Here is a 21,774-nt window from a genome sequence, read left to right on the forward strand (position 1 = left end):
ACGCGGTCGTGTTTTCCTGAATAACAAGAAATCTGGGACAGGCATGACCGAAACTATTCGCAAACCTGAAGAATTGCGCAACATGTTTGGCGCAAATCTCAGACAACTCGCCTCAACCTTCCCGACAATCTCGGCACTGTGCCGAGAACTTGGCATCAATCGAACCCAGTTCAACCGCTACTTATCGGGTGAAAGCTTTCCACGTCCAGATGTACTGGATCGTATCTGTCGCTTCTTCGAGGTCGACGCCCGGATACTTCTCGAACCGCTGGGCGAGATTCAGGCTTTCCAAAAGCATCCTGCGGCCAATGCGCTGGACGGTTTTTTGACAAGCCATCCGGACGCGGCCTTAGTTCAAGGTTTCTACCACGCAACCGAGTCGATTCCCGACGACCCATCCGTAACCAGCCATCGTCTTCTGCTCATTCGCAGAATTGGCCACAGCACGATTCTACGCGCCTATGAACCACGGCGTTTGTTACCCCAGTCATCCGCCAGGAACCGGGAAATCCAAGGCATAGTTTCCTGCAACGGGGACCAGATCTTTGCCCTGATGTCACGTCGGGGCGCAGCGGACAGCCGGATGATGGTTCTGTCAGCACGCCCCGATAGGCCAGAATGGACAGGCTACGTGGTCAGCCCCTATGGCGCCTTGTCCGAGCGTCCTGCGTTTAATCGGCTTGTCCTGCGACATCTGAACGATGACATGCAGGCGGCCATGCGACTTGCGCGCGCGGCGCCGCACGCCCCGGGTTAAACCTGCCGGTTGGCGGTCAGGCAGTACCCGGTTCTCCGCTTTCGGTTATTTGACGATAGAGATGCCAACTGGCGTGTCCCAGCAAAGGCAACACGATCAGCAATCCCAAAAACCATGGGATCATGGCCAGAAACGTGGCCACTGCAATGAATGCTCCCCACATCAGCATTACCGGCATGTTTGCGCGGACATAGGCAAAGCTGGAGATCATTGCCGTTACGAAATCCAGCTCTCGATCCAGCAACATGGGGATCGACAGGACGGAAATCATGTAAAGGATAAGGGCAAAGACCGCCCCGACGGCGGTGCCAACGGCCAGCATTGTCAACCCTTGTGCAGTGAAGAACACTTCCAACGAAGAGGTAACATTCGTCATCGTCGACAGGCCCATGAACAGAGCGAAAATCATGTGCCCCAGAAAGAACCAGAACAAGAACATGACCACGATGATTGCACAAATCGAAGGCAGCTGCCTGCGGCCCTGGTGTATGACAACACCGAAAATTGCTCCGAAATCCAGCGGCTCGCCTTGTTCGAGACGATGCGAAACCTCATACAGCCCCACGGCGGCAAATGGCCCGATCAGCGGAAACCCGATTGCTGCCAGCACCAGCCAGTATGAGGTTCCGGTTTTCAGAGTGATCCAGGCCATCATCCACCCTGCCAGAACGTAGAACCCAGCGAACAGCAACCCAAAAAACGGTGCGCGGCGGAAATCACTCCAGGCGCGGCGCAGCGCCTCTTTCAGCATTCCTGTATCAACAGGCCTTAGTGTCGGTACGCCAAAGGGTTTTTCCATTCTCAGTCTCTCCTCCCCATCGACTGTTTCAATCAGCCGGTCTTTTCTGCGGCCATCCGGTCGCCGCATGGTACGTCTCACCGATCGACAACAGATCCGCGTCGGACCCGCGCGGACCAAAGATCTGTAGCCCCATCGGCAGGCCGCCGGATCCAAAACCCGCCGGCATCGACAGGCTTGGCAGACCCAGCAGGCTGACGGGTGTCACAACCTGCATCCATCGGTGATAGGTGTCCATTGCAGTGCCCGCGATGTCGGTCGGGTACTCCCTCTCGATCTCAAAGGGCCAAACCTGCGCGGTCGGCAGGATCAGCACATCATGCGCCTGAAACAACGCATCCGTGCGCCGGAACCATTCGGTCCGTGTGACACTGGCGTGATGAATCTCCATCGCGCTCAATGCAAGTCCCCGATCAAGCTCCCATTGCGCAGTGTCCTTCATTGACGCTTTTCGGTCGGCCAAAGGTTGCAGTCCTGCCGCAACGCTCCATGATCGCAAGGTGATCCAGCTGTTCCAAATCCTCTCGGCATCAAACGGGGGCGGCAACAATTCGACATCAGCGCCAAGATCCGAAAGTACATCCAACGCCTGCTGACACAGTTCGAGGATACCGGCCTCGAATGGAAACGCCCCGCCCCAATCCCCAAGCCAGCCAATTCGCAACCCTTTAAGATCTGTGGCTTGGACCGGTGATACAGGTTGGTACGGCAATGAATGCGGCTGGCGTCGGTCTGGGCCGGACATCACGTCCAGCAGAACACCGATATCGGCAGGGCTGCGCGCCATGGGGCCCAGCGTGGACAACTGATGCAAATAGCCGTCCCCCACGGGTTCCGAGGGCACTTTCCCCCAGGTGGGTCGGAACCCGTAAACATTGTTCCAGGCCGCCGGATTGCGCAGGCTGCCCATCATGTCCGATCCGTCGGCCAAAGCCAGCATGCCCGTGGCAAGAGCCACTGCTGATCCTCCCGAGGACCCACCGCAGGACAACGCAAGATCGTAAGGGTTGCGCGTCGCCCCGTAGACCGGATTGAACGTGTGCGAACCCAAACCAAATTCCGGGGTGTTGGTCTTACCGATCAGAATGGCACCCGCCGCGCGCAACCGCGCGGCCAGAAGATCGTCGACATGTGGTAAATGATCTCGAAACAAGGGCGAGCCCTGAGACGACACGATCCCGGCCACGTTGACCAGATCTTTCACCGCAATGGGCAATCCATGCAACGGGCCGCGGTTGGGGCCTGAATCCAGCTTTTCTGCCTCGGCCAGCAGATCGGCCTCATCGCGCAACGCGACGATGGCATTTACACGGCCATTCACTGCACCGATCCGGTCCAGAGTCGCACGCATCACTTCCGCCGACGAGACGCGTCTGGAAGACAGGTCATCCAGCAGTTGTTCAGCAGAAATCCGGGTCAGGTCCATCTGGCTCCCACTCGCACAAGCCCTTGCTTTTGCGGATCAGCCTAGCCAAGGCCCCGAACCATTTAAACCCATTGTTTGAATGTATCTTTTCTCGGTGCACCGCGACAAACGGGATCCGCTTCATCTGGCCCAAAATATCCCGGGGGAGTCTCCGCCTGCGGAGACGGGGGCAGAGCCCCCTTTCAGAGCTTACCCGTCGCCCTGTGCTTCTGACCGGCTTTTTCCTGCCACGTCCAGGGCCAGCGTTGCCGCCATGAACCCGTCCAGATCACCGTCGAGAACACCCTTGGTATCAGACGTTTCATAATTGGTTCGCAAGTCCTTGACCATCTGGTAAGGCTGCAAAACGTAAGACCGGATCTGGTTGCCCCAGCCTGCGTCCCCTTTGGCCTCGTGGGCCGCGTTTATATCGGCATTGCGGCGGTCCAGCTCCTGCTGGTACAGGCGCGATTTCAGCGCCTTCATCGCGATATCGCGGTTCTGGTGCTGCGATTTCTCGGACGAGGTTACAACGATCCCGGTTGGAATATGCGTGATCCGGACTGCTGAGTCAGTGGTGTTCACGTGCTGACCACCCGCGCCGGAAGACCGGTAGGTATCAATACGAATATCCGACGGGTTCACGTCGATTTCAATATTGTCATCCACCACCGGATAGACCCAGACCGAGCTGAACGACGTATGTCGCTTGGCCGCCGAGTCAAAGGGCGAGATCCGCACCAGACGGTGCACGCCGCTTTCCGATTTCAACCAGCCATAGGCGTTGTGACCGGAAATCTTGTAGGCGGCGGATTTTATCCCCGCCTCTTCACCCGCGGTCTCGGATTGCAGCTCGACCGTATAGCCTTTTTTTTCAGCCCAACGGACATACATCCGCGCCAGCATCGAGGCCCAGTCGCAGCTTTCCGTACCCCCGGCGCCCGAGTTGATTTCGAGGAACGTGTCATTGCCATCCGCCTCGCCATCCAACAGCGCCTCAAGCTCTTTCTTGGCGGCTTTGGACTGAAGCTTTTTGATCGCATCTTCGGCATCCTGAACGACCTCTTCGTCCTCCTCCATCTCGCCCAGCTCGATCAACTCGATGTTGTCGCTCAGATCGGTCTTGATCGACTCGTAAGTCTCGATGGCATCCACCAGCATCTGACGCTCACGCATGAGTTTCTGGGCGTTTTCAGGATTGTCCCACAGGTTCGGGTCCTCGACGCGAGCATTGAATTCCTCAAGCCGATGCGGTGCGGTTTCATAGTCCATGCGCTGCGCCAGCAGCTCCAGCGACTTTTCGATTTCCGCCACGATGTTCTGGGTTTCGGCGCGCATGGTCAGGTCCCAACTTGCTCAATCAGGCCTGCGTGATAGCAAGAGGTGCGAGGCACCACAAGACAGGCAGGACCTGAATGCAGACCATACCGGATCAGATTATGAAAAGGTGGTCTTTGACGCCCATCATGCAAGTCGCCGATACCGGGCAGGCAAGGGTGTGGAAAGTCGCAATGGCTGACGGCGCATTCGCGGCCCTCAAGCTCTATCGCCGCTATGATCGCGGCAACGAAACACCGGGCACGCGCCTTTTGACTGCTTGGCGGGATCGCGGCGCCGTCAAGGTCATCGCCGTAGAGAGTAACGCCGTTCTCATGGAGTGGATCGACGGCCCTTCTCTCGGCGATGTCGCGCGAAACGGCGCGCCCGACCGAGCGGTTGAGTTGTTGGCCGAAACAGCGCGCAGGCTTCACAAAAACCCTCGGACCAATGTGACCGGGTTGAAGCCGTTAGACGAGGTTTTCACGCCGCTTTTCACGGCAGTGTTTGCAGGCACCTGCCCTGCAGTTCTGGCGCAGGATATGCACCAAGCCACTATTCTGGCGCAGAGGTTGCTTGCAAGTCAGAAAAGCCAGGCCGCGTTACACGGCGATCTTCATCCCGACAATGTCATGCTGACGGATGCCGGCCCGAAAATCATTGATGCAAAGGGATATTTCGGCGACCCGGCTTTCGAACTGGCCAACGCAATTCGTCACCCCAAAGGTATGCCGGATCTGGTTCGCCGACCGGAGCAGATCAAGCGGTGCTTGGTGCTGTACTCCAATGCACTGAACGTCCCCATCGAACGTCTTTCACAATGGGCCGCAGCAAAATGTGCTTTGTCGATCTATTGGCGGTCATCCGGAGCGATCACGGAAGACAGCGAGGCAGACCTACTCCACCTGCTGCTACGTATCGCTGATCAGTAAAGCCCACCGCCCTGTAAATCGCCCTGGCTTGCGTTGGGACCAACCGTGACCGTGTCACCTGTGGATGTCGTGACCTGGTGGCCGGAATTGCTGACCTCTTCGAACAACGGCAAATCCGAACCCATCGCGAAACCACCGTCATAGACACGGTCGATGAAGCCGTCGACACCGTCCCTGAAATACTCCGCCACAACATACTCGCCAGTCGCGTCTTCAGGCAGGCGGGCGCCGCTAAAACGGTCGATCTTGATAAAATGACCGCCCGGCGGCACTTCGAAGGGACCGCCGCCATATTTCTCGACGGCCTTTTCCATGAAGCTTTGGAAAACGGGGCCGCACATTGTGCCGCCATAGGCACCACGCCCCATCGGGCGCGGACGGTCATAGCCAATATAGCAACCTGCCACGATGTTCGAGGTGAAGCCTATGAACCACGCATCTTTCGATTCGTTCGTCGTGCCGGTCTTTCCCGCAGTGGGCACCGGCAGGTTAACGACGCGAGATGCAGTGCCGCGATCCACAACCCCCTTCATCATCGATGTCAGCTGGTAGGCAGTGATCGCATCCATGACTTGATGGCGATCAGTAACGATCTGAGGGGACTCGTCCGGTTCGATCCAGGAGGAGTTGCAATCCAGACACTGGCGGTCGTCATGGCGATAGATTGTCTTGCCAAAGCGGTCCTGAATACGGTCGACCAGAGTGGGCTCAACCCGTTCTCCGCCATTCGCGAACATCGCATAGGCGGCGACCATTTTGTATAACGTCGTCTCCTCGGACCCCAGAGAATTGGCCAGGAACGCGCCCATGTGATCATAGACACCAAAGCGCTCGGCATAACCTGCGACAACCGGCATGGTGACTTCCTGCGCCAGACGGATGGTCATCAGGTTCCGCGACTGTTCGATCCCGGTGCGCAACGGCGTGGGTCCGTAGAATTTGTTCGTCGAATTCTTGGGTCGCCAAAGTCCCTGTGGGGTATTTACCTCGATCGGGGCGTCGACGACGATGGTCGCGGGGCTGTAACCACTGTCCAGCGCCGCCGCATAGACGAAGGGCTTGAAGCTCGAGCCCGGCTGGCGCTGCGCTTGCGTAGCGCGGTTGAACACCGAGTCCTGATAGGAGAATCCACCTTGCATCGCCAGAACGCGACCTGAGTTCACGTCCATCGCAACGAACCCGCCCTGCACTTCGGGCACTTGACGCGCGGACCATTGCCCCTCTTCCGCGGCCATGACCAGAATGACGTCGCCGCGTTTGAAGTTGGCCGCAAAATCGCCCTGCATCCAATTGATGTCGGAGCGCGGGATGATGCCATCGGCGGGGCCGTCCTCGACCCCAACGGTCAGTTGCTGATCCGCAACGCTGAGGACCACCGCCGGGTACCATCGCGTCGGCAGCACAACATCACGCGGGATTTCCATTATGGCCAGAGCCTCACGCCACTGGGTTTCATCCGCGAGTTTTTCTTCCGGTATCACCTCACCTGTACCGCGCCACTTTCCGCGCGAACGGTCGTATTTCTGCAACGCCTCACGCAGCGCACGGGCAGCCTCGACCTGCATCTCTTCGTCCACCGAGGCGCGGACGGTGAAACCACCGGTAAAGAACTCACCCTCGCCAAAATCTTCGCTCAGCTGACGGCGAATTTCGTCGGTGAAGTAGTCGCGTGGCGGCAGCGCAGTGCGGAAACTTTCGAAATCTCCGTTCTGGACCGAACGCAGAGGCATTTCGACCTCGGTCTCATAGGTCGCCTGATCGATATAGCCGTTCTGCCGCATCTCGCGCAGCACGTAGTTGCGGCGGGCCAGCAGGCGCTCCTTTTGCCGGACAGGGTGGTAGTCCGACGGTGCTTTCGGCATCGCAGCCAGCATCGCGGCCTCATGCGGGGCAAGTTCCTGCAAGGTTTTGTTGAAGTACGTCTGCGCAGCCGCAGTCACCCCGTAGGAGTTTTGGCCCAGAAAAATCTCGTTCATATAGAGCTCGAGGATCTGCTCCTTGTCCAACGTATCCTCAAGCCGGGTAGCAAGGATGATCTCCTTGATCTTACGTTCGGCGCGGCGATCACCCGACAACAGGAAGTTCTTCATCACCTGCTGTGTGATGGTGGACGCGCCGCGGACGTTTTCACCCTTGGATTTCACTGCCTCGACACCCGCCGCGATGATGCCGCGCGGGTCATAGCCTTGATGCGTATAGAAATTCTTGTCTTCAGCGGAAATGAACGCCTGCTTCACCAGATCCGGGATTTCCTCGGACGGCGTGAATAGCCGACGTTCCTGTGCAAACTCGTCGATCAGTTGCCCTTCGCCCGAGTAAATTCGGCTGATTGTCGGCGGCTTGTACTGCGCCAACGACTCGTGGCTGGGCAGATCGCGCCCGTACATCCAAAACACAGCACCCACAGTGAGGGCCGCCATGAAAATACCCAAGGTCACGAGGCTGAATATCGCCCCGAAAAACGAAAGAATGAACCGGATCACGTTACTGCCTTTTATTCGCGGTGCCGCCTATATAGGGGTGCACCTCCGCCGGGTCAAAACACCTCGGCCCATATTAGCCGTTTTGCGCCGCAGGGTCACTGACCAATCAAAGACTGGTTGATCAAATCATCCTGCCGCCACTGCTCAAGCCCCTCGAAAATCCCCTGCGCCATACCTTCGCGCCATTTGGGGTTTTGGATGTTCTCAAGGTCTCTCGGGCTGGAAAGAAACCCAAGCTCGACAAGAACCGAGGGGATATCCGCCGCCTTGAGCACGGAAAAGGAGGCCGTCCGAAGCGGGCGACGGTTCATCGGCCCACCCTGCTGCGCCATCCCTTTTGCCAGCGCCGCAGCCAACGCATCGGTGCGCGGTTTGGTTTCCTGACGGGCCAAATCCAGCAGGACATCCGCGACCTGATCATCCGAACCGCTCAGGTCGATACCGGCGATCAGATCACCGCGATCGTGACGCTCGGACAGTTTCAAGCTGGCAACGTCCGAGGCTTCGTCCGATAAGGTGTAAACTGCGGCACCGTGGGCCCGTCCTTCTGACAGAGAATCCGCGTGAAGCGAGATGAAAACGTCGGCCCCTGCCCGGTGCGCCAGCGCGATGCGGCGTTCCAATGACACGAACCTATCATCGGTTCGCGTCAGCACGACTTCGTAACCTCCGGCACGCAGCAGCCTTTCGCGCAGTTCCCGAGCGAAAGTCATCATCAGGGTTTTCTCGTTGGTCCCAGGCACTTCGGCCCCCGGATCGATACCGCCATGTCCGGGATCCAATATTACGCGCAACGGTCGCAACCCGTCCTGCCGAGGGGCCGAAGGAGTTACTGCTGGTTCAGGCAAATCCCAACCCGGTTGACGTGGAGCACCTGCGCTTTCGGCAAATGTGTCAAAGTCCGTGCCCTTCAGGGTCAGCGACAAACGCGCTGTGCCCGTAGCGGTTTCGATGCGCATATCTGCCGTCTCGACTGCCAATGGCGCACCCAGTTCCAATACCAACCGGGACCAACCGGGCACGTAAGATCCGAACTGGACCCCGCTGATACGGGTCGACTGCAAAAAGGTTTCGCGTTCCAGCCCGGTCCAGTCAACTTCCTGAAAATCCAGCACCATTCTGTACGGATCGCGCAGAGTGAAAACCCGATAAGGCACTCCTTGGCTGAGGCCAAGATCAACCCGCACGCCCGAGCGACCCTCATCCGTAATACGGCTCTGATCCGGAAGTATGCGCGCCAAGGCACTGAAATCGTGCGCGACGGCAGCACCGGAAAGCGTCCAGATCAGCGCGAGTGTGAAGAGAAGCCTGCTCATAGCCTCAAGTTTTCCCGAGATCGTTTGCGCCGAGACTATAGCACGCAGCTAAGTTTGTGAACGCCTCAGACCTGTTCCTTGATTGCGCCCCGTTCGGCCATGAACAAGCGCAGCCTCTCCAACCCCTCTTCGATATCCGCTGTTGCGCGGGCATAAGAAAAGCGCAGGGTTGTGTGGCCGCGCTGGGGATCGAAATCCAAACCGGGTGTGACAGCGACGCCCGCATATTCGAGTATTTCAGAGGCAAAGGCACGGCTGTCATCCGTCAGGTCGGACACGTCGGCGTAAACATAGAACGCCCCATCCGGCGGCGCGATACTGGTAAACCCAGCCTTCGGCAGCCCTTGCAACATCAGAGAACGATTCTTGCGGTAGACATCCAGATTGGCCTGTAATTCGTCTTCGCAGTCCATCGCCGCCAATGCTGCCACCTGACTGGCGTGAGGCGCACAGATGAACATGTTCTGGGCAATCCGTTCCACGACACGCACCTGATCTTCGGGCACAACCATCCAGCCAACACGCCAACCGGTCATCGAGAAGTATTTCGAGAACGAGTTGATCACGTAGCACTCGTCCGTCAGTTCAAGCGCCGTCACCGCCTTGGCCTCGTATTCAAGGCCATGGTAAATCTCGTCGCTGATAAATGACGCCCCCTGCCCGTGTGCAGCCTCGATAAGTGCCCCCATCGCCTTGTGATCCAACATTGTGCCGGTTGGATTGGCGGGCGAGGCAACCATGAGCCCCTGTAAATCAAGCCCCGCGAAATCCGCCGGAACCGGCTGCAGGCGGTTTTCAGGAGCCGTCGGCAGATCAACAGGTTCAAGCCCAAGCGCCCTGAGTATCTGTCGGTACGAAGGGTAGCCGGGTGCGCCGATACCAACACGATCACCACTGTCGAACAACGCCGTGAAGGTCAGCAAGAACCCGCCGGATGAGCCGGGCGTAATTACGACCCTCTCGGGGTTCAGATCGACGTCATACCACTCTCCATAAAGCCGTGCGATTCGTTGCCGCAACGCGGGGAGACCCAGGGCGACAGTATAACCCAGCGGGCCTTGCTCCATCTCATGTGCCAGGGCCTGGACTGCGCCCCTGGGCGCGCCGGTTCCGGGTTGGCCGACTTCCATATGGATGATGTGACGCCCGGCTTCTTCGGCTTTGCGCGCGGCCTCCATCACGTCCATCACGATGAAGGGATCGACGCCGGACCGGGTTGAGTTTCTCATGCCCATCTCCCATGTTGCTGGCATGGCTTTTGAACGCGTATCAAGGCTGGCGTCAATCCCAGCCCTAATGCTGGTTGCAGTGACGTGGCTCGGCAGCGCCGTGCAAGCCCAAGCGCAAAGCCTGATCCGGGACCCCGACATCGAACATGGGCTGCGAGAGCTGGCGTTTCCCGTACTGCGGGCGGCGGGGCTGAACACCAACCGGGTGCGCGTGCTTGTTGTCAATGACAGCACGTTTAATGCCTTCGTGATCGACTACAACACGATCTATTTGAACTACGGGCTGATCCTGACCGTCGACACACCTGAAATGTTGCAGGCTGTCATCGCCCACGAGGCGGCCCATATCGCCAATGGTCATCTGGCCCGGCGGGCGGAAAACCTGCGGGCCGCCCAACGCAACGCTCAGTTGGGCACAGCATTGGCCCTGATCGCCGCTGCTGCCGGCGGCGGTGAGGCTGCCGCCGGTATTGCCGCGGGCACGTCAGCCTCTGCCCTGCGCAGTTTTCTGGGTCATACGCGGGCCGAGGAAGCATCGGCTGACCGTAGCGCTGCCAGCTATTTGCGATGGGCGGGCATTTCGCCCCGGGGCATGGTCAATCTGCACCGAAAATTCGCCGGTCAGGAATTGCTGAGCGAGGCCAATCAGGACCCGTATATGCGCTCGCACCCGACCAGCCGGGAACGCTTGCGCGCTGCCGAGGCATTTTTGGACGAATTCGGCGATCAGGCCAAACAGAATGCGCGCGCCGACTATTGGTTTGCGCGTGTCAAAGGCAAGCTGTCGGCGTTTTTGCGCGCGCCCGGATGGACATTGCGCCGCGCGGCCGAGGAAGATCACCGTGACATCCGACTGATGCGTGAGGCTTCGGCCCATCATCAGAACCGCGACCTGGCACGCTCGCGCGCGGCAATTGACGAAGCTCTGGCTATTCGGCCTGACGATCCGTTCTACTATGAACTGAAAGGTCAGATCCTGTTGGAGAACCGCCGTTTGAAAGAGGCAATTGTCGCGTATGGAAAGGCTGTCGAGATGGCGCCGAACGACGCGCTTATCCTGGCGGGGTATGGGCGCGCGCTGCTGGTCGACGGACAGACGAACAAAGCCCTGCAAGTGCTTGAAAAAGCGCGCGCAAGAGACTACCGGAATGCCCGACTGATGCGCGACCTGGGTTCTGCCTATGCGCAGGTGGGCAACAATGGGATGGCCTCGGCCGTCACCGCAGAAAGATATGCTTTGCAAGGCCGTCTGGCCGATGCAGGGATTCACGCAAGACGCGCCGTCGGGCAATTGCCCGAAGGCTCTCCGGGGTGGCAGAGGGCACAGGACGTGCTGATCGCCTCGGAGCGAGCAAAAAAGAAAAGGAAACGGAAATGATCCTCAGACACGCAGCCCCTGCCCTGTTGGGGCTTTCGCTGATCACCGGCCCCGCTCAGGCGCTGGACCTGAACGCAATGAGCGATGCCGAAAAGGTTGAATTCGGCGCTCAGGTGCGCGAGTACCTGCTGGAAAACCCCGAAGTGATCATCGAAGCGATCAACATATTGGAACAGCGCAATGCAGCAGCCGAGGCGCAAGCCGATCAGCAATTGGTCGCGGAGAACGCTGATGAACTGTTCAATGATGGCTATAGCTGGGTTGGCGGTAACCCCGATGGCGACATCACCCTGGTCGAGTTCATGGACTACCGTTGCGGCTATTGCCGTCGCGCAGTGCCAGAAGTGGCCAGCTTGCTGGCCGAAGACGGCAATATCCGTCTGGTGATCAAGGAGTTCCCGATTTTGGGCGACGCTTCGGTCCTGTCCTCGCGTTTTGCCATTGCGACCAAGCAGGTCGCCGGGGATGATGCCTACAAGCAGGTCCACGACGCGCTGCTGGAATTTACTGGCGAGCCGACGGACGTCACCTTGCGCCGCATCTCGGACGGGCTGGGGCTGGACAGTGACGCAATCCTTGCAGCCATGGACAGCGATGCGGTTACCGAAGAAATTGCCCAGACCCGTGCCCTGGCTCAGAGGATGCGGATCTCCGGTACGCCGTCCTTTGTTCTGGGCACTGAAATGCTGCGTGGCTTCCTGCCCGCCGACCAGATGCAACAGATTGCCGATGGCGTGCGGGCTGAACAGGGTTGATTGGCCAGAGGGCGGTGTGACCGCCCTTCGCCTTCCATCCCTTAACTCGGTACAGGCGAGGGATTGCTCCGCCACGGCCTGAAAATTGAACTTTACTTCCCTGCGGACGAAAAAAGCTCGCAGTTGCTCCGCCGTTGGCGGGATTGATCACCCTTCCAAGGGTTGCACGGCACGCTGATAGAGGTGCCATGTGGTATGGCCGAGGATCGGCAGGGTGAAGATCAGCCCCAGAAATGCCGGCACCAGCGACAACAGCATAGTGACCGAGATGATCGCCGCCCAGCTGAGCATGACTACCGGGTTTTCCGTGACCACACGAATGGACGTAAGCATGGCGGAAACGAAGTTGGTTTCCCGGTCAAGCAGCATGGGCATGGCAACGACCGTCACAGAGAACAACACAGCCGACAAAAATGCGCCTACGCATGTGCCAATGGCAAGGAAGGTCCAGCCCTGCGATGTGAAGAAGACTGTGTGCAAAAATCCGTCAAAATCCGAGAAGGATGCATTCTGAAGGATGATCGCCAGCCAAAGCCGAACCTGATATATCCACACCCAGAAAATGAACAGGGTGACAAAGGCCATCCAACCCAATTCGCGCTTGCGTTGATTTGCCATGACGGTGAGGATGTCAGACCAGCCGAAGCTTTCTCCCTTCTGCAAACGGCGGGACATTTCATAAAGCCCGGCAGCGGCGAATGGCGCGACCAAAGGAAAGCCTATGATGGCGGGAATGATCATCCAGATCTTGCCGAGCCAGACCAGCGCCCAAACAAACAGGATACCAAAGACTGCATAGAACAATCCGAAAAAGCTGCTCATGAAGGGGCGCGCCAGAAAGTCGGAAAACCCCGCCTTCAGCGACGAGGAGATATCACCTGCGGTTAACTTGTTGATCTTGGGCATGGCCGGCTGTTGCGGCGTCACATTGTTCGGTGGTGTGGGGCCTGCAGTCTTGGATGTCATGACACACTCCTACCAATGCATGGGTCCGTGCTGCTCTGTTTTCCAACAGACACAGCGCTGAAACGGACATCCCTCCTCCGCATTCAAGTTTGCATCAGGCGAGGCCTAAGAGCAAGGTGAGGCGCATTTCAGACACTACATGCGCAAGCGAGTTACCTGCAAATTGCCTAATCAGGCCGCGGGCTTATTCCGCCGCCTCTGCCGCAGCATCCAACTCCGCCGCCTTTTTCTCGACCTGTTCCACAATGTGGTCGATCATCTGGTCGTTCGACATCTTGTGGCTGGCCTTTCCGGCCAGGTAGACCATGCCGGCTCCGGCTCCGCCGCCGGTAAAGCCGACATCGGTCATCAGCGCCTCACCCGGTCCGTTGACCACGCACCCGATGATCGACAGGCTCATCGGCGTCTTGATGTGTTCAAGCCGGTGTTCCAGAGTCTCGACCGTCTTGATTACATCGAACCCCTGCCGCGCGCAGGACGGGCACGAAATGATGTTCACACCACGATGGCGCAGGCCCAGAGATTTCAGGATCTCGAACCCGACCTTCACCTCTTCCACCGGATCGGCCGACAGGCTGACGCGGATCGTGTCGCCGATGCCCATCCACAGCAGGTTTCCCAGACCGATGGCCGACTTGATGGTCCCTGATACCAGCCCACCCGCTTCGGTGATACCGAGATGGATCGGCGCATCCGTTGCTTCGGCAATGCCCTGATAAGCTGCCGCCGACAGGAAAACGTCGCTGGCTTTGACACTGATCTTGAAGTTGTGAAAGTCGTTGTCTTCAAGGATTCGGATGTGTTCCAGCCCGCTTTCGACCATCGCTTCGGGACAGGGTTCGCCATATTTCTCAAGCAGATGCTTTTCCAGACTGCCTGCATTCACGCCGATCCGGATCGAGCAATTGTGGTCGCGGGCGGCCTGAATGACCTCTTTCACTCGGGTTTCATCACCGATATTGCCGGGATTGATCCGCAGACAAGCGGCCCCGGCCTCGGCGGCTTCGATCCCGCGGCGATAGTGGAAATGGATATCCGCCACGATGGGCACCGGGCTTTCGCGTACAATCTCTTTCAGAGCTTTGGCTGACGCCTCGTCCGGTACCGAAACCCGCACAATATCTGCACCTGCCTCAGCAGCCGCCTGAACCTGAGCCACAGTTGCGGCCACATCGGTGGTCAGGGTATTGGTCATGGTCTGAACCGCGATAGGCGCATCACCCCCGACGGGCACGTTCCCGACCATGATCTGGCGCGATTTACGGCGATAGATGTCGCGCCAGGGGCGCACGTGATTGAGGGACATGAGGATGGACCCGCGTCTACCAAGGTTGCGTCAGTAGATAGTTCGGCAGCCGGTTCACCGCAATGGCTAGATCACTCGGCGGGCTCTTCTGTCGCCTGTGTCTGCAACTCGGCCACCAATTGCTTGAGGGCACTGTTCTGCTCGGCTTCAAGATCGGCAACGGCATAGGTCTCGGACACGGCATCCTTGGACAGGACGACCCCTTTGGCCACGGTACCGGGTGCGCCGGCCGGGCCATAATGCTCGCCGTTCATCGAGAAATAGACAGATCCCGAGGCGCCCGCCCGCAGTTGCGGCGGTTCTTCCGTCAGGGGTACTTCGAAAACGCTGCCTTGCTCGACCGTACCCAGTGTGCCTTCGAAAATAACGCTGCCATCTGCTGCGGTAACGCGCATCCAGGCTGGGCTTACGGCTACGATTTTCAGGGTGGTGTCGATCTTTTCCACCACCTGCGGCAAAGCGGGGCGCTCAACCGTGTGAACCTCGGCCACTTCTACCTTGGGCGGTTCCGGAGGACGGAAGGTTCCGACGGTTCGGGGGTCCAGAGTGGAAATCGGTGCGTCGCGGGCCACGAGAACCGGCACGTCCAGCGCTTGTGGCCGGTAGAGACGATCCAGAGCCTCTGCGCTTGGGGTGTCCGCGCTGGCGCTCTCGATCTCTTCCGTCTGGGTGCGGGCTGCATCCAATGGGTCGAGATCCGTCAGAACAACCGGGGCCTGTTCGACCGGGCTGACCTGAACCTGCTGAATGCGGTTCAGGACGGACCAACCGCCATAGCCGATCCCGCCGATCACCGCCAGCAACACCAGCGACGACCCAATCGCACGCGGGTCAATCTGGCTGAGGAAGGATTCCTTTCCGGGGACAAAGGGGGTGTTCGGCGAAGTGAAGGGGTCGTGCCCCATGGAACCGCGTGCGGGCAGGCCTCCGGCGCTTTTGCGTACGACCGACGCCTGGGCCGACATGCCATGGGCAACTTCGAAACCGCTTTCTTCGCAGAAGGTCGCGAACGTCTCGTCCGGGTTCATCCCCAGGTAGCGGGCATAAGAACGCACATACCCGGCAATGAAGCCGGGTGTATCAAATGCGTCGGGATCGGCATTTTCGATGGCAGCGATGTAGTTGGCTTTGATCCTCAGTTCGCGCTGAACATCCAGCAGCGATTTCCCCATGGTCGCGCGCTCACCGCGCATTACATCGCCAAGCCGTACCTCGTAATCGTCAAAACCCTTGGGTCTGACGTCAGTGTCTTCTTCGGAATCGCGCTGTGATCTGCGCCCAATCATTCCTGCTGCCCCATTCTGCCTGCCGCGTCTTACACGCCATCGGCGAATCATACTCACAATGATTCGTCCGGTGCTTTTATTGACTAAGCTTAACACGCGACAAGCGAGTTGCACACTTTGGCGTGAGGTTATCCGGCAAGTTCGGCGCGATTTAGCGCACAATGTGACCAAAGTTCGTCCATCGCTTGCACCAGTCGGTTCATTTCGTCAGGCCCATGTACTGGCGACGGAGTGAACCTCAAACGCTCGGTTCCGCGTGGGACAGTCGGGAAATTGATCGGCTGAACATAGATGCCGTAGTCATCCAGCAGCATATCGCTCAGCTTCTTTGTATGTACCGGGTTGCCAACGATCACTGGTACAATGTGGCTGCCATGATCGATCAGTGGCAGGCCCATGCCTTTGAGACGCAGCTTGAGGATCCTGGCTTGGGTCTGGTGCTGTTCCCGCAGTTCGGGCGCAGTTTTCAGGTATGCCACAGAGGCCGCCGCCCCTGCTGCAACGGCTGGCGGCAGCGACGTGGTGAAGATGAAACCCGGCGCATAAGAGCGCACGGCGTCACACATTTTTGCACTGGCGGCGATATAGCCCCCCATCACGCCGTAGGCCTTGGCAAGCGTACCGTTGATGATGTCGATGCGATGAGCCAGTCGGTCACGCTCTGTCACACCACCGCCGCGCGGGCCGTACATACCGACCGCATGAACCTCGTCGATATAAGTCAGTGCGCCGAATTCGTCGGCAAGATCACAGATTTCTTCGATCGGGCCAAAGTCGCCATCCATCGAATAGATCGACTCGAACGCGATCAGCTTGGGCGCGGCCGGATCGTCGGCCTCCAGCAGCTCTCGCAGGTGCTCAACGTCATTGTGACGGAAAATGCGCTTCGCGCCACCGTTGCGGCGCACGCCTTCGATCATCGAGGCATGGTTCAGCGCGTCGGAATAAATGATCAGACCGGGGAACAGTTTCGGCAGTGTACTCAGCGTCGCGTCATTGGCGATATAGGCGCTGGTGAACAGCAGCGCCGCTTCTTTGCCGTGCAGGTCGGCCAATTCAGCCTCAAGCCGTTTGTGATAGACGGTGGTGCCCGAGATATTGCGCGTACCCCCCGAGCCCGCACCCGCAGCATCCACGGCTTCGTGCATGGCATTCAGAACAACAGGGTTCTGCCCCATACCCAAATAGTCGTTGCCACACCACACGGTGATGTTCTGCTGTGACCCGTCCGGGCAAGTGCGCACAGCATGCGGGAAATGGCCGTTGCGACGTTCGATATCGATAAAGGTCCGGTAACGTCCTTCTTCATGCAGCCTGGCAATCGCTGTATCGAGCTGAGCAGTGTAGTCCAACGGACCCTCCTTGATTGCCCGACCTCTGTTCGCGGCAGCCGGGCGCCTTTTTCGCCGCATCTCGCGGGTTCGCACCCGCAGGCGACCTTGCGTTCCTCTGGGTCTGCTTTCTATGTCCCTGAAAAGCGCGCATCATTGATTTGCATCAAATATCTCTTTGCTTGCACCCAGACAAGTGAAGTTACGGCACTCAGACGTGGGGAAACGACGCAGCCCCGGCCCGCGAATTGCACATGGGCTTTGGCATGATCGGGCTGGACGGCATCGCAGACCCTGATAGGTTCGCCCCAGATTACCACACTTTCAGGAGTCTTCCCATGTCGCTAGACGCTGTACTGAGTAAGATCGACAGCGATCTTACCACTTCCATCGACCGCCTGATGGAGTTTCTGCGCATTCCCTCGATCTCCACCGATCCTGCTTTCAACGAAAAGGTCGATGAAGCTGCCGACTGGCTGGTGGCTGACCTGCAAAGCATTGGCATAACAGCCGAAAAGCGCGTCACGCCCGGTCATCCCATGGTCGTGGGTCATGTCGGAGAGGACGGTGACGGGCCCCATCTGCTGTTTTACGGCCACTATGACGTTCAACCCGTCGACCCGCTGGAACTGTGGAACCGCGATCCGTTCGATCCGGCGCTGGAAGACACCCCAAACGGACAGGTCATCCGCGGGCGCGGATCGTCAGACGACAAGGGCCAACTGATGACCTTTGTCGAAGCCTGCCGCGCCTGGAAAGCCGTTCACGGAAAATTGCCCTGTCGCATCACTTTTTTCTTTGAAGGAGAAGAGGAATCGGGCTCGCCTTCGTTGGTGCCGTTTCTGAAAGAAAACGCTGAGGAATTGAAAGCGGATCTGGCTCTGGTCTGCGACACCTCCATGGTGTCACGCGGCGTGCCGTCGATTGCCGCGCAATTGCGCGGAATGCTCAAAGACGAATTCACTATCCAGGGCCCGCGCATTGATCTGCATTCCGGCCACTATGGCGGCCCCGGCCTGAACCCGCTGCGGGAATTGTCGCGCATCGTTGCTTCGTTTTACGATGAGGAAACCGGACGAGTCGCCGTCGAAGGCTTTTACGAGGGCGTGCATGAAGTTCCGGCCGAGCAGTTGAAGCAATGGGAAAACTGCGGCTTCGACGAGGCGGATTACCTGAACTCTGTCGGTTACACCCAACCCCATGGCGAAAAAGGCTATTCCACTTTGGAACAGCAATGGGCGCGCCCCACGCTCGAGGTAAACGGGCTTTGGGGCGGATATAACGGTGCGGGGTCGAAAACGGTGATCCCGTCGCTGGCGCACTGCAAGATCACTTGCCGACTGGTCGGCGAAATGGACCCGGACAACCTGCGCGACAAGATCCGCAAACATGTCGAAAACCGCCTGTCGTCTGACGCCACAGTCGAGTGGGACAACGATCTCGAAGGATCCCCGGCCTCGGTCATGAACCTGAACCGACCCGAATTCGAAGCCGCCCGTGGTGCCTTGTCCGACGAGTGGGACCGCGAAGCCGTTTTTACCGGCATGGGCGGCTCCATTCCGGTGGTCGGCTACTTCGACACTGTGCTGGGTCTGGATTCCATGCTGGTCGGCTACGCCAATGACGACGACGCCATCCACTCACCAAACGAAAAATACGACGTCAAAAGCTTCCACAAGGGCATTCGCTCCTGGGCGCGCATACTGGACGCTTTGAACAAGTAGAACCCTTCAACACGGCTCCACCCTTCGCTCCGTGGTGTTTTCGGCCAGACAAAGTGCGGATCCCCTGCTTCATCTGGCCAAAAGTATCCCGGGGGAGACGCGGCTTGCCGCGGCGGGGGCAGAGCCCCCCTGTCTTTACATGTGGATCACGCGCCCATAGGCATCAAGCACGGCTTCGTGCATCATTTCCGACAGCGTCGGGTGCGGGAAGACCGTGTTCATCAGGTCTTCTTCCGTTGTCTCAAGCTGACGCCCGACAATGTAACCCTGAATTAGCTCAGTCACTTCCGCGCCGATCATGTGGGCGCCAAGCAACTCGCCCGTCTTGGCATCAAAGACCGTCTTGATCAGACCTTCGGGCTCACCCAGGGCGATAGCCTTGCCATTGCCGATGAACGGGAATCGGCCAACCTTGATATCGTATCCCAGTTCCTTTGCCTTGGCTTCAGTGTAACCCACAGACGCAACTTGTGGCTGGCAATAGGTGCAGCCCGCGATGCTTTCGGGTTTGACCGGGTGCGCATGTTTGCCCGCGATCAACTCTGCAACCATGACGCCTTCGTGGCTGGCCTTGTGCGCCAGCCAGGGTGCACCGGCGATATCGCCGATGGCATAGAGCCCGTCGACTCCGGTGCGACAGAACTCATCTGTCACAACATGGGTCCGGTCGATCTTGACGCCCAGAGCTTCCAGCCCCAGGTTTTCGACGTTTCCAACGATACCGACCGCGGAAATCACGGTGTCAAAATCGTGTTTCTCGACCTTGCCCTTGACCTCGATATGCGCCGTCACCTTACCTTTGGCGCGGTCCAGTTGCTTGACCATCGCCTTTTCCATGATGGTCATGCCCTGCTTGGTGAACGCCTTTTTGGCGAACGCGCTGATTTCCGCGTCTTCGACGGGTAGAACGCGATCCAGAACCTCGACAACTGTCGTGTCCGCTCCCAGCGTATTGTAGAAGCTGGCGAATTCGATCCCGATCGCGCCGGACCCGATGACCAGCAGCTTTTTCGGCATCCGAGGTGGCAGCAAGGCGTGTTTGTAGGTCCAGACCAGGTCGCCGTCGGCCTCAAGTCCCGGCAACTCGCGCGCCCGGGCTCCGGTGGCCAGAACGATGTTCTTGGCGGTCAATTCGTCGGTGCCCTTTTCGGTTTTGACGCTGACCTTACCCTTGGCCGGGATCGTCGCTTCGCCCATGACCACGGTCACCTTATTCTTTTTCAAGAGATGCCCGATGCCGCCCGACAACTGCGCCGCAACCCCGCGCGAGCGTTTGACCACCGCGTCCAGATCATATCCGACCTTGTCCGCTTTCAGGCCGAAATCCTTGGCGCGTTCCATCAGATGAAACACCTCTGATGAGCGCAGCAACGCCTTGGTCGGGATACAACCCCAGTTCAGGCAGATACCGCCGAGATGTTCACGCTCGACCACGGCCGTTTTCAGGCCCAATTGGGCCGCGCGGATAGCAGCAACGTAGCCGCCGGGGCCTGCCCCGATTACGATCAGATCAAAGGATTGTGCAGCCATGTGTACCTCTCGGCGCAGATCGGTTTTAAAACTAGTTTACCGTTAAACTAATTTTTATTTCACATCAACAATCATACCCGCGACATAAGTGACGCGGGGGCAATTGACCTTGTTTGAGCTGGTTTCAGCCTATACCCGCCCTGCGTCAAAGGCTAGAACAGAGGCAACTTGACCCATTCGGTATTTCCAAGTCATTGATAAATGAGAAGCAAATCATGGCCAAGACGCTCAAGGATCTTCTGCTCGCCCTGATAAACGCAACCCTGATCCTGTTGGCGCTGTGCCTGTTCCTGGGGTGGAAGCTGGCCCAATCCGTGGAAAACATACAGGCGGGGTCCGCGGAAAACCTGCAGGCGATCGGCCCGCTTCGAAATCAGGTGCAAGGCATTCGCGGTGAGCTGGAAGGCATTCGCAGCGACCTTGCCGCCATTCGCCAAAAAGACGGTGCACTCGATCTGGGATCCCGGGCAAAGTTGGAAGAAACGACGAAGGCTCTGAAAGAACTGGAAAAAAAGCTGGCGACAGCCCAGTCTCAGATTGCCACTCTCGTCGAAAATCCGGAAGACCTGATCAACTACGCCATCACCGCCTCGGCCGAGGTGATGACAGACAAGGTATTGGTCATTCGCGGTTGCGAACCGTCGAGTTAACTTGCCGCCTGAAGCGCCCGCACTGTCGACCCGTAGCCACCACTGCTGACATATGCAGCCTCGTGCTCGGTCGTCGGACGCTCCAGCGCTTCGTTGCGATACGGGAACCGTCCGAACTGTCGGATGATTTCGCGATGCGCCCGGGCATGCAGCAGATTGGCTGCCCCGTCCTTCGGCATCCGTTCACACATCAACCGCACGCACCGTTCCTGATCACACAGATTTTCCGAGTGCATCATCGGCAGGTAAAAGAACTGCCGTGCCGGTTCGTCGATCCTAAGGTCCCAACTCTTATCGACCGCGCATTTCGCCGCCGCCAGAGCCGCCTTGTCCGACGCAAACGCCTGCTTGCTACCTCGGAACATGTTTCGCGGAAACTGATCCATGAGGATGATATATGCCAGCGACCCGCTGGGATATGTCAGCCAAAGCGAAAACCGCCCTTGACACGCTGCCTGCCATGTTTCGAGGAACCGTTCGCGGATTTGCGCGTCCAACGCTTCATCCTGCAAGTACCACCCCTCGGGACCAACCTCATCTAACCAAAAACTCAATACTTCTTCAGGACCAACCATGCCCTTGACTCCGTAATTGCCCTCCCCAGGGACGT

18 protein-coding genes are annotated in these 21,774 nt (G+C 58.4%); 6 read left to right on the top strand and 12 right to left on the bottom strand.

Annotated features, from left to right (window positions below):
- The first annotated feature begins 43 nt into the window (after nucleotides 1-43).
- On the top strand, nucleotides 44-757 hold the full coding sequence (locus AC2TDJ_RS14225) for a helix-turn-helix domain-containing protein (protein WP_480843106.1): 714 nt from the start codon (nucleotides 44-46) through the stop codon (nucleotides 755-757).
- Between the two features lie 16 nt (nucleotides 758-773).
- On the opposite strand, the gene AC2TDJ_RS14230 is transcribed toward AC2TDJ_RS14225, so the two are convergent.
- The 3 genes from AC2TDJ_RS14230 to prfB form a co-directional block, all read right to left on the bottom strand.
- A complete protein-coding gene (locus AC2TDJ_RS14230) occupies nucleotides 774-1,556 on the bottom strand; it encodes a DUF2189 domain-containing protein (protein ID WP_480843107.1) in 783 nt (260 codons plus the stop codon).
- A gap of 28 nt (nucleotides 1,557-1,584) precedes the next feature.
- A complete protein-coding gene (locus AC2TDJ_RS14235; RefSeq protein WP_480843108.1) occupies nucleotides 1,585-2,982 on the bottom strand; it encodes an amidase in 1,398 nt (465 codons plus the stop codon).
- Nucleotides 2,983-3,171: 189 nt separating this feature from the next.
- The gene (gene prfB, locus AC2TDJ_RS14240) at nucleotides 3,172-4,299 is read right to left on the bottom strand and encodes a peptide chain release factor 2 (RefSeq protein ID WP_480843109.1); all 1,128 of its coding nucleotides are present in this window, start codon (nucleotides 4,297-4,299) and stop codon (nucleotides 3,172-3,174) included.
- Between the two features lie 101 nt (nucleotides 4,300-4,400).
- Here prfB and AC2TDJ_RS14245 point away from each other — a divergent pair, with 101 nt between their 5' ends.
- Nucleotides 4,401-5,210 carry an aminoglycoside phosphotransferase family protein gene (locus tag AC2TDJ_RS14245; protein WP_480843662.1) on the top strand — a complete coding sequence of 270 codons (810 nt, stop codon included), beginning with the start codon at nucleotides 4,401-4,403 and terminating at the stop codon, nucleotides 5,208-5,210.
- Here the strand turns inward: AC2TDJ_RS14245 and AC2TDJ_RS14250 are convergent.
- From AC2TDJ_RS14250 to AC2TDJ_RS14260, 3 genes are all read right to left on the bottom strand, one after another.
- Nucleotides 5,204-7,693 carry a penicillin-binding protein 1A gene (locus AC2TDJ_RS14250; protein WP_480843110.1) on the bottom strand — a complete coding sequence of 830 codons (2,490 nt, stop codon included), beginning with the start codon at nucleotides 7,691-7,693 and terminating at the stop codon, nucleotides 5,204-5,206. The genes AC2TDJ_RS14245 and AC2TDJ_RS14250 overlap by 7 nt on opposite strands.
- A 95-nt stretch (nucleotides 7,694-7,788) precedes the next feature.
- Nucleotides 7,789-9,009: an N-acetylmuramoyl-L-alanine amidase gene (locus tag AC2TDJ_RS14255; protein ID WP_480843111.1), complete on the bottom strand. Its 1,221-nt coding sequence runs from the start codon at nucleotides 9,007-9,009 to the stop codon at nucleotides 7,789-7,791.
- A 65-nt stretch (nucleotides 9,010-9,074) separates the two neighbouring features.
- Entirely contained in the window at nucleotides 9,075-10,238 is a 1,164-nt protein-coding gene (locus AC2TDJ_RS14260; protein WP_480843112.1) for a pyridoxal phosphate-dependent aminotransferase, read from the bottom strand.
- Between AC2TDJ_RS14260 and AC2TDJ_RS14265 the strand changes: the two genes are divergently transcribed.
- Together AC2TDJ_RS14265 and AC2TDJ_RS14270 are read left to right on the top strand one after the other, a co-directional pair.
- Entirely contained in the window at nucleotides 10,237-11,616 is a 1,380-nt protein-coding gene (locus AC2TDJ_RS14265; protein ID WP_480843113.1) for a M48 family metalloprotease, read from the top strand. The genes AC2TDJ_RS14260 and AC2TDJ_RS14265 overlap by 2 nt on opposite strands.
- Nucleotides 11,613-12,371 carry a DsbA family protein gene (locus AC2TDJ_RS14270; RefSeq protein ID WP_480843114.1) on the top strand — a complete coding sequence of 253 codons (759 nt, stop codon included), beginning with the start codon at nucleotides 11,613-11,615 and terminating at the stop codon, nucleotides 12,369-12,371. The genes AC2TDJ_RS14265 and AC2TDJ_RS14270 overlap by 4 nt, the downstream gene beginning before the upstream one ends.
- Nucleotides 12,372-12,518: 147 nt before the next feature.
- On the opposite strand, the gene AC2TDJ_RS14275 is transcribed toward AC2TDJ_RS14270, so the two are convergent.
- From AC2TDJ_RS14275 to hemA, 4 genes are all read right to left on the bottom strand, one after another.
- Nucleotides 12,519-13,337, bottom strand: a complete 819-nt coding sequence (locus AC2TDJ_RS14275; protein ID WP_480843115.1) for a DUF2189 domain-containing protein — start codon at nucleotides 13,335-13,337, stop codon at nucleotides 12,519-12,521.
- Nucleotides 13,338-13,521: 184 nt separating this feature from the next.
- On the bottom strand, nucleotides 13,522-14,643 hold the full coding sequence (gene ispG / locus AC2TDJ_RS14280; protein ID WP_480843116.1) for a flavodoxin-dependent (E)-4-hydroxy-3-methylbut-2-enyl-diphosphate synthase: 1,122 nt from the start codon (nucleotides 14,641-14,643) through the stop codon (nucleotides 13,522-13,524).
- Nucleotides 14,644-14,714: 71 nt separating this feature from the next.
- The gene (locus tag AC2TDJ_RS14285) at nucleotides 14,715-15,929 is read right to left on the bottom strand and encodes a helix-turn-helix domain-containing protein (RefSeq protein ID WP_480843117.1); all 1,215 of its coding nucleotides are present in this window, start codon (nucleotides 15,927-15,929) and stop codon (nucleotides 14,715-14,717) included.
- A gap of 128 nt (nucleotides 15,930-16,057) precedes the next feature.
- A complete protein-coding gene (hemA, locus tag AC2TDJ_RS14290) occupies nucleotides 16,058-17,281 on the bottom strand; it encodes a 5-aminolevulinate synthase (protein WP_480843118.1) in 1,224 nt (407 codons plus the stop codon).
- A gap of 317 nt (nucleotides 17,282-17,598) precedes the next feature.
- Here hemA and AC2TDJ_RS14295 point away from each other — a divergent pair, with 317 nt between their 5' ends.
- Nucleotides 17,599-18,984, top strand: coding sequence for a M20/M25/M40 family metallo-hydrolase (locus AC2TDJ_RS14295; RefSeq protein ID WP_480843119.1), 1,386 nt, complete (start codon nucleotides 17,599-17,601; stop codon nucleotides 18,982-18,984).
- 135 nt (nucleotides 18,985-19,119) lie between these two features.
- Here the strand turns inward: AC2TDJ_RS14295 and lpdA are convergent, their stop codons facing one another.
- Complete coding sequence (gene lpdA, locus AC2TDJ_RS14300) at nucleotides 19,120-20,514, bottom strand: dihydrolipoyl dehydrogenase (RefSeq protein WP_480843120.1); 1,395 nt, start codon at nucleotides 20,512-20,514, stop codon at nucleotides 19,120-19,122.
- 215 nt (nucleotides 20,515-20,729) lie between these two features.
- Here lpdA and AC2TDJ_RS14305 point away from each other — a divergent pair, with 215 nt between their 5' ends.
- On the top strand, nucleotides 20,730-21,164 hold the full coding sequence (locus AC2TDJ_RS14305; RefSeq protein WP_480843121.1) for a hypothetical protein: 435 nt from the start codon (nucleotides 20,730-20,732) through the stop codon (nucleotides 21,162-21,164).
- On the opposite strand, the gene AC2TDJ_RS14310 is transcribed toward AC2TDJ_RS14305, so the two are convergent.
- Nucleotides 21,161-21,739, bottom strand: a complete 579-nt coding sequence (locus tag AC2TDJ_RS14310; RefSeq protein ID WP_480843122.1) for a DUF924 family protein — start codon at nucleotides 21,737-21,739, stop codon at nucleotides 21,161-21,163. The two genes, AC2TDJ_RS14305 and AC2TDJ_RS14310, sit on opposite strands and share 4 nt — an antisense overlap.
- Nucleotides 21,740-21,774: the final 35 nt, after the last annotated feature.

The organism is Ruegeria sp. HKCCD6647-2 (assembly GCF_057221075.1).

Coding starts and splice junctions, on each gene's coding strand:
- AC2TDJ_RS14225 (WP_480843106.1), top strand. CDS start 44: ATGACCGAAACTATTCGCAAACCTGAAGAATTGCGCAACATGTTTGGC.
- AC2TDJ_RS14230 (WP_480843107.1), bottom strand. CDS start 1,556: ATGGAAAAACCCTTTGGCGTACCGACACTAAGGCCTGTTGATACAGGA.
- AC2TDJ_RS14235 (WP_480843108.1), bottom strand. CDS start 2,982: ATGGACCTGACCCGGATTTCTGCTGAACAACTGCTGGATGACCTGTCT.
- prfB (WP_480843109.1), bottom strand. CDS start 4,299: ATGCGCGCCGAAACCCAGAACATCGTGGCGGAAATCGAAAAGTCGCTG.
- AC2TDJ_RS14245 (WP_480843662.1), top strand. CDS start 4,401: ATGAAAAGGTGGTCTTTGACGCCCATCATGCAAGTCGCCGATACCGGG.
- AC2TDJ_RS14255 (WP_480843111.1), bottom strand. CDS start 9,009: ATGAGCAGGCTTCTCTTCACACTCGCGCTGATCTGGACGCTTTCCGGT.
- AC2TDJ_RS14265 (WP_480843113.1), top strand. CDS start 10,237: ATGCCCATCTCCCATGTTGCTGGCATGGCTTTTGAACGCGTATCAAGG.
- AC2TDJ_RS14260 (WP_480843112.1), bottom strand. CDS start 10,238: ATGAGAAACTCAACCCGGTCCGGCGTCGATCCCTTCATCGTGATGGAC.
- AC2TDJ_RS14270 (WP_480843114.1), top strand. CDS start 11,613: ATGATCCTCAGACACGCAGCCCCTGCCCTGTTGGGGCTTTCGCTGATC.
- AC2TDJ_RS14275 (WP_480843115.1), bottom strand. CDS start 13,337: ATGACATCCAAGACTGCAGGCCCCACACCACCGAACAATGTGACGCCG.
- ispG (WP_480843116.1), bottom strand. CDS start 14,643: ATGTCCCTCAATCACGTGCGCCCCTGGCGCGACATCTATCGCCGTAAA.
- AC2TDJ_RS14285 (WP_480843117.1), bottom strand. CDS start 15,929: ATGATTGGGCGCAGATCACAGCGCGATTCCGAAGAAGACACTGACGTC.
- AC2TDJ_RS14295 (WP_480843119.1), top strand. CDS start 17,599: ATGTCGCTAGACGCTGTACTGAGTAAGATCGACAGCGATCTTACCACT.
- lpdA (WP_480843120.1), bottom strand. CDS start 20,514: ATGGCTGCACAATCCTTTGATCTGATCGTAATCGGGGCAGGCCCCGGC.
- AC2TDJ_RS14305 (WP_480843121.1), top strand. CDS start 20,730: ATGGCCAAGACGCTCAAGGATCTTCTGCTCGCCCTGATAAACGCAACC.
- AC2TDJ_RS14310 (WP_480843122.1), bottom strand. CDS start 21,739: ATGGTTGGTCCTGAAGAAGTATTGAGTTTTTGGTTAGATGAGGTTGGT.